This window comes from Paenibacillus sp. FSL H8-0260 (genome assembly GCF_045040625.1).
In the GTDB taxonomy this organism is placed as follows: Bacteria; Bacillota; Bacilli; order Paenibacillales; family Paenibacillaceae; genus Paenibacillus_AQ; species Paenibacillus_AQ odorifer.
This window is the reverse complement of record NZ_CP150298.1, coordinates 5,820,743-5,833,338: the sequence shown is the minus strand read 5'-3', so window position 1 is coordinate 5,833,338 and position 12,596 is coordinate 5,820,743. Positions and strand designations below refer to the sequence as shown.

Here is a 12,596-nt window from a genome sequence, read left to right as displayed (position 1 = left end):
GTTATGCCTCATACATGGTTTTTATATCATACAAGTGAAGATCCGTTTGCCTATCCTATGGGTACGGGCATCTTGAAGCTCAGACTGTTCACGCAAGCTGGACAGCAATTATCCTGTACCGTCATCTACTCAGACCGTTATGATTCTCCGGGGCATGAAGTTCCCTTGCAGATGGAGCGGATTGGGTCGGCAGGTGTTTATGAGATACATGAAGCGGTCATTGAGACCCCTACTAAAAAATGCAGATATCTATTCCATGTAACTAATCCTGCGGGTGAATATGTCTGGTATGGAGAGAGAGGGGCGTCGGAGAACCGGGAACGTGTGGGTTCTTTTCAATATGCATATCTCCATCATTCTGAGGCGTTGAAGTTACCTTCATGGAGCATGGATGCAGTAACCTATCAAATCTATCCCAGCAGTTATAACGAAGGGACCTTACAAGGCATCTCTGACAAAATGCCCTACCTGCAACAGTTAGGAGTAAACGTTGTTTATATGACGCCTGTCTTTGAGTCTCCTTCAGAGCATAAATATAATACCTCCGATTACTATAAGGTTGATCCAGTATTTGGGGATACGGAAGGATTGAAGGCACTGGTCGGCCAGGCGCACAGACATGGAATCAAAGTGATTTTAGATGCTGTGTTTAATCATTCGGGAGACCGCTTTTTCGCGTTTAAGGATGTGTTGGCAAAAGGAGAGCAATCTCCGTATAAAGATTGGTTCTTCATTCATTCCTTTCCGGTTACGCAGACCCCTGTACCCAATTATGAAACGTTTGCCAAAGCTGAAGCGCATATGCCAAAGCTGAACATGGATAATCCGGATACGGCGAATTACATGATTGAGGTTGCGAAGTATTGGGTGCGCGAGACAGGGATTGACGGCTGGCGTCTGGATGTGGCCAATGAAGTTAATCCGCGTTTTTGGTCCCGGTTTCGGCAAGAACTCAAATCTGAATATCCTGAAATCCTGCTGATCGGTGAGATTATGCATGCTTCTGGGCCATGGCTTAGAGGGGATCAGTTCGATGGAGGAATGAATTATGTGCTTCGTGATGCAGTATTAGAATTTTTTGCGGAACAATCGACGGGGCCAGTTCGCTTTATGGAGCAATTGCTCCATCAGGAGGCGTTGTATAATGACCAGGCGAATTCGGCTATGTTTCAGTTGCTTGGCAGCCATGATACCCTGCGGTTTCTTACGGCGTGTAAAGAAGGTGGGCGTGGTTGGGACCGCTTGGGTACCGCTGTTGAACGTATGATGCTGGCTGTTTTTTTCCAGATGACCTATATCGGCATTCCAATGATCTATTACGGGGATGAGGTTGGGATGGAAGGGGCGACGGACCCCCACTGTAGAAAAGCTATGATATGGCAAGAACAAGCTCAGAATGCAGTGCTGCATAAGTGGTATCAACAGTTGATTTCTCTGAGAAAAAGTCATGAGGTTCTGCGCAAAGGTTCCTTCCGTCCTTGGTTTACTGATGAAGTTCGTAATGTGCTTGGTTACATACGAGGTGTGGAGCACGAAAAGATAGGGCTGATTATCAATAATTCTCCAAACCCTTACCAACTAGAGCTTAGCCCATATCGAGCTGATAAGAACGAATTAACTGATTTATTGTCTGGAGTAATTTTTAAAAATAATAATAAGCTTACGGTCAGCATTGAACCATTCGGCTGTTTGATGTTGTATTAAAAAAGAAAAGGCCCCTCTCTAAGGAAAGGGACCTTATTCTAATTTACGGCACTTTTTTTGCTTCTTTTGTTCTTTAAGTCTCTATATTCCTGATTCTCCCATTGTTTCAGCAACGGAAACGGATCAAAAGCCCATTCGGTAATTCCGCGATCGCGGTAAATGCCAAAATGTAGATGCGGAGGAAATTTCCCTTGTGTTCCGGGATTGCCGTAACCCGAGCTGCCTACCCAGCCAATAATTTCACCGGGGGTGACTATATCTCCGCGAGAAATGGTTTTGTTATATCCAGATAGATGAGCGTAATAATGGTAACGGTTCTCAATATCGCGAATCCCGATTCTCCAGCCGCCGTACCGGTTCCAGCCTTTTGTCTCCACTAAGCCAAAGCAGGTGCTTCGGACTGGCACTCCTTGAGGTGCAAATAAATCTGTTCCTTCATGGATACGTGCTCCACCCCAGCTTCTTCCAGTGCCCCAAGTGCTACGATAAGAATAAAGGTTACTTAAGGGAAGCGGGAAGGCATTGCCGGATAGGTCCAGCCGTCCAAAATGTTCATATAACTTCGCGAACTGGGTAATGCGCTGCGAGGCGCGGCCATTGTGATAATACTCCCAGACCCCGATACTGAAATCACTAGCGGATTGTCCATACTTCAATAAGTGTCTAGCCATACTATACAGAACGTCCGCATCATTCTCTGGATCAGCAATCCCGTCTCCTGAGCCATCACTGCCAAAACCATCAAAGAAGCTAATGGAGTTCGGGGAAGTATCCCCTTGATCCGGATTGAGTGGACCAGCCCATACCGGTGCCGGGATCTTTATGGCTGTAAGGCGCGTGGAGACAGGCTGCCCTGAGGCTCCCTTTTTGGCGAGCGTGCGTTCATATTGATCAATGGCTGCGAACCTAAACCACGGGATACCAGTAGCTGCGCTCATTTGCTCATAAAGCTGTCTTCGGCCAGACCATTGCGCTTCTTTGCTAGCACTAGCGGGATCCCCGCTGCTCATCACCGGTTGGATTGTAGGCCGCGCTACAGCTGCTGAAACGGGAAGGTTTAAACCACCCCAGAGGATAGCGGCCGCGGACAGGCATAACAGGGTTCTCCGGTCTTTAATATTCTTCAATAGGGCCAGCAAGATAACAGCCTCCTTTTGTCCGGGCATTAAATTGAATGTAGTTACTTCGGATGAAGCTTTTTTATAGATTGGTGCAAAATGCTACTTTTTATCCGTTCTTGTCTAAAGGTACCAGAAAAATCTCGCTGGAAATTCCAGATGATACACCCTGCATATTTCACAAAAACAGGCAATTGTAAATCGCACATGTTATAATATGAGGCAGCAACTTTCATCTGCAGCATCACATTCAGGAGGAAGCGGGGTTTATCATTTTGTCTAATAAAACAGCAAAGCAACCTAAACCGGATTGGATTAAGATTAAGCTAACTACCGGTGACAACTATCAGGAAATCAAAAGCATGATGCGTTCCAAAACTTTACATACCGTATGTGAAGAAGCTAGGTGTCCGAATATTTATGAATGCTGGGCAAACCGTACGGCTACCTTCATGATTTTAGGTGATATTTGTACACGCGCATGCCGTTTTTGTGCAGTGAATACAGGGATGCCTACAGAACTGGACCTGCAGGAGCCTGAACGTGTAGCTGAAGCTGCAGAGAAAATGAATCTTCGTCACTGTGTGGTGACTAGTGTGGCCCGCGATGATCTTGCGGATGGTGGCGCTCAGATTTTTGCTGAGACGGTAGCGGCGATTCGTAAACGCCTTCCGTTATGTAGTGTTGAAGTGCTTATTCCAGACTTTTTAGGAGACCGGAATAGTCTTGAGATTGTCATGAACAGTAATCCAGACATTCTTAATCATAATATTGAGACCGTGGAACGGATGTCAGATCGTGTACGGGCTAAAGCGAAGTACCCTCGTTCCTTGGAATTGCTGCGTAGAGCCAAGGAAATGAAACCCAATATTCCAACCAAATCGAGCATCATGCTTGGTGTCGGTGAAGAGTGGAATGAGATTTTACAAGCAATGGATGATTTGCGAGCCGTAAATTGTGATATATTGACTTTAGGACAATATTTGCAACCCACTCCAAAACACTTAAATGTGGAGAAATATTATCCACCGGAGGAATTTGCACTGTTGAAGGAAGAGGGAATGAAGCGTGGCTTCAGCCATGTGGAATCAGGCCCGCTAGTTCGCAGCTCTTATCATGCGCATGAGCAGGTGAAGTCTGCAGCTCAAGCTCGCGAGGAGCGTGCGGTTTCTTCTAGCTAATTATTGCTTTTCTGTGGTTTAATTCACGGAGAATGTTAGTAAGAGGAGGAAGAAGCGACAGCGTTCTGATATCTCTGCTCTTAGGTTACCCATAAAAATCGTTGATTTGCGTCATCGGAGGGGAATATTGGTGCTGTAGGAGCGGTTCTAGAACAGCGATCGAAAGCCCAATATTCCACATAGATGGCGGCATAATCAACGCCACGATACCCAAAGAAAGGCAGGCGACAAAAGGTTTGATCGTAATAGGCGGAAAAGGCTATGAACTTATGTTGGATCATAAGGATGGTTGGAATCCGGAGGCGTTTCGCGGGAGATATAGCGAGGTGCTGGAAAGATACGACTATATTATCGGTGACTGGGGTTACAGTCAGTTGCGTTTGAAAGGTTTTTACCGGGACAACCATCCTAAGGTGAATCGGGATACAGCGATTTCGGGTATGGTTGATTATATTAATGAATACTGCAATTTTGGCTGCGCTTATTTTGTGCTGCATAAATTGAAAGAGGTACCACAGGAAGGCATGTTCAAGGATATTTTAATCAAAGAAATACCAGAGCCGAGTGATGAAGAGGCCTTGGAGCAAGAATCGGAAGCTAGTGATGAAGCGGCTGCAGATAAAGAGTTCTCTGTTAAAGAAACATCCTCTAAGCAAGGCTCGAATCACTCATTGGCATTTAAAGAGATGACTTCTTCTAAGGACAATATGGCGAAGGATAGACCTGTGAGAGAACATCAGAGCCGAAATCACCGGGGCAAGGATTCACAGGGCAAGAAATCCAAAAAGGATTTCCAAGGCAGACCGCCACAAGGTCAGTCTCAGAAGCCCCAAAACACACCAAAACCTCAAAGCGCTCAAAACAACCAAAACAACCAGAACAATCAAAACAACCAGAACAATCAAAACATAGAAAATTCACAACCTTAATGATGAAAGCTGAACCATAAGTAGAGTCCTTCTACGAATGAGCCAGCTTTTTTTCTTATAAAAAATAGCAGAGCAGCGTTTCTCCCGTTACTTGGAGATCGCTGCTCTGCTGTTGCTGTGCCGCTCGGTGTTGCTGTGCCGCTCGGTGTTGCTGTGCTACTGTGTGTTGCTCTGCTGCTCTTTGCTGTTAGTCGTTGGCTGCTTGACCCAGCAGTTTCATCATCCCCTAAGGCTTAAGGACCCAGATGCCGTTATTTGCGAATTTTCAGCCTTTTGAGCGGGGTTTCGGACTCCAATGAAGCTATTCGTTAGAAAGAGGCGTAATTATGGTGTTTTTCATACCAATAGCGACTATGGAGTCCGATAGCATAACAAATATGGATTAATATTGCGTTTAGGGTCATCCATGTCCGATAGGTGCTACAGATGTTTCGTAGGTCCAAATATTATCAAACTAAACAAAGAACAGGAGTTGTCCCAACGGCCATTTCATGGCTTATGTGAGACAACTCCTGTTTTTACTCATTGGTGCTTGATTCAGCAGCTTAATGATTAGTGAGATTAAGGATCTATTTTACAGATAATTTCAATTGTTTCTGTGTTGCATTGTAACTCCATACAAGCGCAGGGAACTTCTTCTTAAAGGCATTTAATTCAATGAAGGTCTCGCCGTTCTGAGAAAGCGCCTCTTTGGAGGACAATGTAAAGCCGGTCGCTTTACCTGCCCCGTTCGTTACGATGACTTTTTTGTTCTTGGCATCCCATGTGATGTCGCCTTCGATCAGTGCACCTAATACGAGCGAAGAAGCATAAGTCTTATCTCCTTGCTTTATTAGACCCACATTACCAGCAAAGGCAACCCCGTTGACGTTCAAGATATGATGATCACCGGAAACCTCAATGCTTTTCATTCCTGCAATCTGAAGAGCGGTAATCAGCTGTGCAGTTTTGCCTTTAACCTCAATATCCGGTGCAAGGCCGATGTGATTAAAGTCTTCTTTATTTGGAGTTAGGTATTTCTGCGTAGTCAGCTTCAGCATGTCTCCATTAGACATTGGAAGCAGGCTCTGAATACGTGCTTTGCCGAAAGAACGAGTGCCTACGACGGTAGCGAGCTTATTATCACGTAATGCGCCTGTAAGCGCCTCAGAAGCGCTGGCAGTGTACTCATTCGTTAGAATAACGACGGGTACGCCTATTTTGCTGCCGCTGGTAATCGTTACTGGAGTAAGTGCTCCGGTTTGATCAGAGGTATACATCATAATGCCTTTATCCATAAAATTGGAGGTAATGTTGTATGCCGAATCCATATAGCCGCCTAAGTTGTCACGCAAATCAAGCACCATCGATTTCATACCTGCTGCGCGCATATTTTTCAGCATGGCGGCAAATTCTTCATCGGAATTCTGTGTGAAACCGCTCAGTGTGATGTAGGCTATCTTCTGTCCAACAATGGTTCCGGTAACGGAAGTTGAGCTGATTTCATTCCGGGTTACACGAAATGATTTAGACACTCCATTCCGGAGCACCTGCAGAGTGACCTTGGTGCCTGCGGCTCCGCTTAACTCGTCACCTTCAGTCTCTTCAACGGGGATTCCGTTAATTTTGACTATCGTATCGCCGCGTTTCAGACCTGCTCGTTCTGCAGGCGAACCGGGTGTTATGTCTTCGATGTAGAGCTCTGTTGCGGTATATTGCAATCTAACACCAATACCAACGTATTCCAGATCAACATCATGTTCAAATTGTGCCGCTTCCTCGGTATTGAAGTATTGGCTATAGGGATCATCCAGGGTGTTCACCATGCCGTCAATGGCTCCACGAATCAAGGTATCCTTATCTACACCGGAGAGGTTATAGTTCTCCAGAATATTCATGACTTCATTGATAAGATCACGGTTATCTGTAGATGCCTGAGCGGCATCGGCAGCAGACACCACTGGAGCAAAAGTTAGGGATAAAGCCAGACAGCTGCCTAGAAGTGCACTTATTACTTTATTGGATTTCATGGAATCATACGCCCTTTTTATATAATTTATAAGATAAGAAAGTATACACTGCACGAATTAACTTTCTGTGACGTATGGTTGTTAGGATTTCACAAGTTTATAGTAAACGCTGTAGGTATTATCAGTAGTCCATACCCCGTTATCCGACTTGGATAAAATGAAGATCGTGCCTTGCTCAAAAGTTTCCTCTTCACTGGCATCCTTCTCTTTGCTTTCTACATAAATAGCGGCTTCTTTGGCGCTAAAATAGTAGATATTCGAAACGCTTGGAGTATAAGTGACGTCATATGAAGTAAAGAAATCTTCCAGATCTTCCTTAAGGGAGGTATCATATTCTTCTCCGTATGAAGTCATGGTGGAGAGAACAGCAGCCGAATTTTGTTCATTCATAGCTTGATAATATTTGGTGATATTACCTTTGATGGCATCCGCATCATTTTGAGGAATGTTAGCTGCTGTTTTTAGAGCTTGTTCACGAGTCAGCAGTATCACGGAGCTTTGGGATTCCACAGATGATATTTTCCAGCTTCCATTCTTACGGACAAGTGTATACATGTATTCGTCCTCTGTATCTGGCGTATAGGCCCCACCTGTCCGGCGAGAGCTTTCCAGTGTATATACAGTAGCGTCATTGCCTGAAATATCAATGATTTCCAAACTCTCAATAGTATTTTTTATATCAAAAATCTCAAAGGATGCATTAAGATCCGCCACCGACTCCGCATTAGAGGATTCTGAATCCATAAGGGAATAGAAGCTAATTGCTTTTTCTTCATTGAAATATTTATTAGACAAACGGATTAATGCTGTAATCGCTGCTTCGTCCTTATCTTTGGATACTGGGGTGGTAATTTGCACGCTTCTGCTGGTTGAATTCCAGACGGCTGTGCCTCCGGTTGCCTCTGCGATAAAACGTAAAGGAATGTATGTAGTGCCAGCTGAGGAGACTGGTGCGGTGGTCAGTTTTTTCACGGTTCCGTTAACGGTTGCGCGGTTGCTGCCAATTTTCAGGCTGATCGCCAGATTTGAACTTTTACCTGTTACTGTTCCAGTCTTGGCATCCCAAAGCACCTGGAGTCCAAGCTTTTCGAAGATGACCCGGAAAGGGACAAGTACAGAATTGTTCGCTAAGTATGGGGTTCCTGCGGTAAAGGAAACCTTACTGCCGTTGATATAAACATCAATCGGTTTTGAAGCAGCAAAAGCCGGGACCGCCAGTATCAGGGCCAGAAGACTTATGCTCAAGAGGGATAATAATTTTTTCAACAGTACTCTCTCCTTTTATGTAACTCTTTGTAAAATAGCCTCATTATACCATTTGATTTCTCTCTATGTCTATCAATTGGTGTTAGTTTTGTCACACCAAAAAAAGCCGGAGATATTGAAATCTCCAGCTTTTTGATCCCCTGATTTCAGACTAAGAAAGCTTCACGGACACGGTTCCAGAATGGAAACGGACGATACCTTGCAAAGCTGACTTTTTTGTCTGAAACTTGACAGCGTACTGAAATCAGGTCATCAACAGGAATGTTGTTATGATCTACGGTGAGCAGCAAACGCTGGTCTTTACATGAAAAAATGTCACAATGATGATGCTTCGGCAGTAGTAGCGGAGAGCCCATTGTCCGGAATACACGGTTGTTAATAGACGCGATTTCGGCAATCTGCAGCGCTTCTATTGAAGGGTGAACCATAGCGCCCCCAAGGCTTTTGTTATAAGCGGTGCTGCCAGAGGGAGTTGAAATACAAAGTCCATCGCCCCGGAACATTTCGAAGGTGACATCATTGATGTCGATTTGGATCATTATAGTTCCATCCACCCCTTTAAGGGTAAATTCGTTGAGGGCAATGTGAGACGAAGATCCCGATTTTTTGTGAATCTCCAGCTCTATTAATGGATATTTCACAATGCGCGGTTTCTGCGGCTCAGAATCACCGGTTCCGCACATATAATCGATTAAGGTGGGCAGCTCTTCTGCTTGCCAGTCCGCATAGAAGCCGAGGTGTCCTGTGTGCACACCTACAAAGGCTAAGTTGGGAATCTGATCGATAAAGGTATGAAAAGCGTGCAGCATTGTGCCGTCTCCACCTATCGAGATGACGATTTCCGGAGACTCGGCATCCAGTTGCAAATCCCGCTCCGCCGCCAGCTTGTGAAATTGCTCGGCAAGTTTGATTGACAGCTCATCACCGCGGTCCAGAACATAATATCTCAAGATGTACAAGCTCCTTTATATAATTCCGTCATACACCGATCATAATCAATCTTGCCCCGGAACACAATATGTAATCAACTTCGGCGCATCAATCGGAGCATTGCCATAAAGACAGGAATAAGCAGTGACACTAGAAGAGCAGCGGCCAGTATAAGACTCAGTAGAGCTAGGCTGGCAGTGACACCAGAGGCTGAAGGTGTAAAGGCGGTGGAGGCTGGCAGAGAGACCCAGGCAGAAGACAATCCTGATCCCATCACAGGCTTCCATAGCAGCACCACGAGACCTGCTGCGAGTACGGCATGTATTAGTCTCGCTGTTAAGAACGGCAGATAACGCAGCCCGGTACCGTTCAAAATACTGGCGACTTGGGCATGTACAGATAATCCGCCCCAAGAGAGAATAAAGGCAGCTGCTGCGACCTTGAATTGAAGCGGGATGGAAGAAGCGGCTTCACCAGCAGAACGAGCACCTATGGTGACCTCGAATAATCCGCTGATCAAGGCCTGAGCTAATTCGGGAGGCCCTCCAACAAGGGAGACGAGAGATCCGGCCAGGCTAAATAGTGAGGGCAGGATTCCGGCACGGGCAAGCAGCTCCATTAGCACGTTGAAGAATACAACCAGACCCCCTACGACAATAATAAGCTGTAGCGAGGATTGGATCGCTCCTTTTAACAGCTCCCCGAAGCTACGTCCATCCTTGCGCCGGGCTTCGGACATCGCAAGGAGTGCGGCATGTATTCTGCCGAATCCTTGTTTTGCTGGAGCAGTGGGGACGTCAGAACTACTTTTTGTTGGGTCTTGGGTGGGAGTCTTTTGTTCCTTACGTCCATGAAATGACATTAGGAGACCAACCATTAAGCCACTTCCGTAGTGGGCTAGTGCCAATATTAGCCCCAAAGAAGCATCGCGAAAGAACCCAACGGATACCGCCCCTAATAGAAAAATAGGATCGGAGGAGGTTGTAAATGCTACAAGGCGTTCACCTTCGATTCTGCTGATCAGCTTCTGCTCCCGCAGCTTAGCGGTTAATTTGGCTCCAACGGGATATCCTGATACATATCCCATGGCCGCGACAAAACCACCGCTGCCTGGTATACCGAAGAGGGGACGCATCAGTGGATCAAGTAAAGCGCCGAAGAGATGGACAATGCCTAAGCCTAGCATGATTTCAGAAATGACGAAGAAGGGAAACAATGAAGGGAAGAGCACGTCCCACCAGATGGCCAGGCCACGTAAGGCTGCGGCAAGAGATGCTTCAGGATGAAGTAACATAAGCAGCATACAACCTGCCAATATGAATCCCAGCAGCGGGCCGCCAATCTTTTTAAAAGTCATAATTAACGCCTCCTGGTCTATGGTTAGATGTATGCAAAAAGAGGGACAAACAGCACAAAAAAATGGAGAAAGCGGTTACAATTATCTGTGCTTTTTCGCAGGAATTATGATATTATGTAATAAATAAATGCACCCTCTGTTACACGATTAAATGGGATGGAGTGATGGCGATGAGCGTTATAGCCGGAGTTCTCGTTTGTGCTTTTGTATATGTAATCCGGGTCTCTCTCGTCCCTCCTGGTGATGAGGAATTTAGGACCTACTAACCTTACTCTTCAGGCGCTGAACTATAGTTTAGCGCCTTTTTTCTGTAGTTTAGAGAGCACTTTCGACGGATATCCGTGTTATGCTTATCTTTGGTATAATAAAATAAGTAACGTTTCATTAATATGGAAGAAGGCTGGTAACCTCAATGAATCCAAATGAGAGTATATATGACAATCTAGGGGGGGCTGAAGCACTACATCGGTTGGTGGAAGTGTTCTATGCCAAGGTACAGCTTCATCCGCAGCTGGGACCCTTGTTCCCTGAAGATATTACTCCAGTTCTGGAGAAGCAATATCAATTCCTGACACAGTTTTTTGGCGGGGGTCCACTTTATTCGGAATTACATGGACATCCCATGATGAGAGCAAGGCATATGCATATTCCTATTACTCCAGAACGTGCTGAGGAGTGGCTACAATGTATGAAAGAGGCACTGGTGGAGACTGGAGTCGAAGAACCACTGCGTTCATTCGTGCTTAGCCGCCTTGCAGGTCCTGCACATCATTTTGTTAACATGCCCCAGGAATAACAAGGGACAGGTTGATCCTGAAAGGAATGAGAGTACTTGACAGAGTTAATACCCCTATATTCTATTAAGGTCAAGTGTTGCAACTGTGAAAATGAATTTTCAACCTCGCGGGTACGCCCTAGTCTAAAAAAGGCTATTCGGCGTGATGCTGATTTCTGCGCGTATTATAAAAATGAGAATCCGGATTATTATGTTGTACGGGTCTGCCCCAATTGCGGGTTTGCCTCCACAGAAAATTCGGCTGACAAGCTGACGGAACGCCAGCGCAAGGCATTTAATGAACAAGTAGGGAAACGCTGGAAGAGCCGGGACTTTGGAGAGAAACGAGACTGGGAAACTGCGCTCGAGACCTATAAGCTGGCGCTTTTATGTGCTCAGAGTATTAACGATAAAGATCGGATTATCGCAAGTCTGCTGCATCATATTGCTTGGCTCTATCGCTATCAAGGGGAGACTGAGCAGGAGAAGCGTTTTTTACGCTATTCTTTGGACGAGTATGTTAAGGTCTATGAAATAGATGGCATTGCCGGCAATGATGCCCGGCTTATGTACCTGATCGGCGAACTTAATCGGCGCATCGGAGAATACTCAGTGGCTGTAATGTGGTTCTCCCGTCTGATTAATGATCAGAAGATCATGGATGCGGCGATGATTCGAGCGGCACGTGAGCAGTGGGTTATTTTACGGGAGCAAATGCGTGCTGAGGCTCTAGATGTTGAAGTTGATATCGAAGGCTTGTCTTCAAGTTCATAATGTTTGCGAACAACAAAAAGCGCAGAAGAGAATTTAAATTCTCCTCTGCGCTTTGTAGAAAGAAAATGTTAGGATTTGCTTATCTGACAGCTCGATCGAACAAAAGGTAATCGCCGTCATTATCTATAACTGTAGGACTGGCGCTGCAGCAGGGGAAGACGAGCAGTTTTTTCTTGCCGTCACGAACGATTTGTAATTCTTTTGGCTTCATAGGCAGAAGCACATTCTCTGAGTTGCAGAATGGACAGTATTGCACATACATATCGCCTAGAATGATGTCATAAGGCCAGGTATGACTAAATGGAATCATTGTGAGTCCTTCCCAGAAGGAGTCTCTTCATTTTCGCCCTCAGTTTGTGGGGGATTTTCTTTTTTGGATAGCTCCGCTATTTTTTGTAGTAAAATATGTTGGGGCATATGCATCAAGTGTTCCAAAGGAACGCCTAGTTGCTTGGATAACGTAATGGCTGTTTCCGGTGAAATTTGTAGTGGCTTCATATGGATGCCCTCCTAAAGTTTATCGGCTATAAATGTTCAGATATCGTTATTCACT

Annotated in this window: 12 protein-coding genes; 5 read left to right on the top strand and 7 right to left on the bottom strand. The window is 45.4% G+C overall.

Annotated elements, in window-relative coordinates:
- Window positions 1-3 precede the first annotated feature (3 nt).
- Window positions 4-1,704 carry a glycoside hydrolase family 13 protein gene (locus MHI51_RS25895; protein WP_405173353.1) on the top strand — a complete coding sequence of 567 codons (1,701 nt, stop codon included), beginning with the start codon at window positions 4-6 and terminating at the stop codon, window positions 1,702-1,704.
- 38 nt (window positions 1,705-1,742) lie between these two features.
- On the opposite strand, the gene MHI51_RS25890 is transcribed toward MHI51_RS25895, so the two are convergent.
- Entirely contained in the window at window positions 1,743-2,843 is a 1,101-nt protein-coding gene (locus MHI51_RS25890) for a M23 family metallopeptidase (protein WP_341003800.1), read from the bottom strand.
- A 254-nt stretch (window positions 2,844-3,097) separates the two neighbouring features.
- On the opposite strand from MHI51_RS25890, the gene lipA reads away from it, so the two are divergent.
- On the top strand, window positions 3,098-4,003 hold the full coding sequence (lipA, locus tag MHI51_RS25885; protein ID WP_036685320.1) for a lipoyl synthase: 906 nt from the start codon (window positions 3,098-3,100) through the stop codon (window positions 4,001-4,003).
- 236 nt (window positions 4,004-4,239) lie between these two features.
- A complete protein-coding gene (locus MHI51_RS25880; RefSeq protein WP_081387600.1) occupies window positions 4,240-4,932 on the top strand; it encodes a YutD family protein in 693 nt (230 codons plus the stop codon).
- A gap of 569 nt (window positions 4,933-5,501) precedes the next feature.
- Here the strand turns inward: MHI51_RS25880 and MHI51_RS25875 are convergent.
- The 4 genes from MHI51_RS25875 to ylbJ all read right to left on the bottom strand — a co-directional run bounded on the left by MHI51_RS25875 (window position 5,502) and on the right by ylbJ (window position 10,494).
- Window positions 5,502-6,941 carry a S41 family peptidase gene (locus tag MHI51_RS25875; RefSeq protein ID WP_405173352.1) on the bottom strand — a complete coding sequence of 480 codons (1,440 nt, stop codon included), beginning with the start codon at window positions 6,939-6,941 and terminating at the stop codon, window positions 5,502-5,504.
- Between the two features lie 81 nt (window positions 6,942-7,022).
- Window positions 7,023-8,207, bottom strand: a complete 1,185-nt coding sequence (locus MHI51_RS25870) for a copper amine oxidase N-terminal domain-containing protein (protein ID WP_076218719.1) — start codon at window positions 8,205-8,207, stop codon at window positions 7,023-7,025.
- A 146-nt stretch (window positions 8,208-8,353) separates the two neighbouring features.
- Window positions 8,354-9,157, bottom strand: coding sequence for an NAD kinase (locus MHI51_RS25865; protein ID WP_036685317.1), 804 nt, complete (start codon window positions 9,155-9,157; stop codon window positions 8,354-8,356).
- 74 nt (window positions 9,158-9,231) lie between these two features.
- Entirely contained in the window at window positions 9,232-10,494 is a 1,263-nt protein-coding gene (gene ylbJ / locus MHI51_RS25860; RefSeq protein WP_076277554.1) for a sporulation integral membrane protein YlbJ, read from the bottom strand.
- 412 nt (window positions 10,495-10,906) lie between these two features.
- Between ylbJ and MHI51_RS25855 the strand changes: the two genes are divergently transcribed.
- Together MHI51_RS25855 and MHI51_RS25850 are read left to right on the top strand one after the other, a co-directional pair.
- Window positions 10,907-11,290, top strand: coding sequence for a globin (locus MHI51_RS25855; protein ID WP_076134176.1), 384 nt, complete (start codon window positions 10,907-10,909; stop codon window positions 11,288-11,290).
- 36 nt (window positions 11,291-11,326) lie between these two features.
- A complete protein-coding gene (locus tag MHI51_RS25850) occupies window positions 11,327-12,043 on the top strand; it encodes a DUF2225 domain-containing protein (protein WP_036685310.1) in 717 nt (238 codons plus the stop codon).
- A gap of 79 nt (window positions 12,044-12,122) precedes the next feature.
- On the opposite strand, the gene MHI51_RS25845 is transcribed toward MHI51_RS25850, so the two are convergent.
- Window positions 12,123-12,353, bottom strand: a complete 231-nt coding sequence (locus MHI51_RS25845) for a hypothetical protein (RefSeq protein ID WP_036685307.1) — start codon at window positions 12,351-12,353, stop codon at window positions 12,123-12,125.
- Entirely contained in the window at window positions 12,350-12,541 is a 192-nt protein-coding gene (locus tag MHI51_RS25840) for a YycC family protein (RefSeq protein WP_036685305.1), read from the bottom strand. The genes MHI51_RS25845 and MHI51_RS25840 overlap by 4 nt, the downstream gene beginning before the upstream one ends.
- Between the last annotated feature and the right edge of the window lie 55 nt (window positions 12,542-12,596).

Bases quoted from the DNA above. Each gene is read 5' to 3' on its own strand.
- MHI51_RS25895 (WP_405173353.1), top strand. From the start codon at position 4: ATGCCTCATACATGGTTTTTATATCATACAAGTGAAGATCCGTTTGCC.
- MHI51_RS25875 (WP_405173352.1), bottom strand. From the start codon at position 6,941: ATGAAATCCAATAAAGTAATAAGTGCACTTCTAGGCAGCTGTCTGGCT.
- ylbJ (WP_076277554.1), bottom strand. From the start codon at position 10,494: ATGACTTTTAAAAAGATTGGCGGCCCGCTGCTGGGATTCATATTGGCA.
- MHI51_RS25855 (WP_076134176.1), top strand. From the start codon at position 10,907: ATGAATCCAAATGAGAGTATATATGACAATCTAGGGGGGGCTGAAGCA.
- MHI51_RS25845 (WP_036685307.1), bottom strand. From the start codon at position 12,353: ATGATTCCATTTAGTCATACCTGGCCTTATGACATCATTCTAGGCGAT.
- MHI51_RS25840 (WP_036685305.1), bottom strand. From the start codon at position 12,541: ATGAAGCCACTACAAATTTCACCGGAAACAGCCATTACGTTATCCAAG.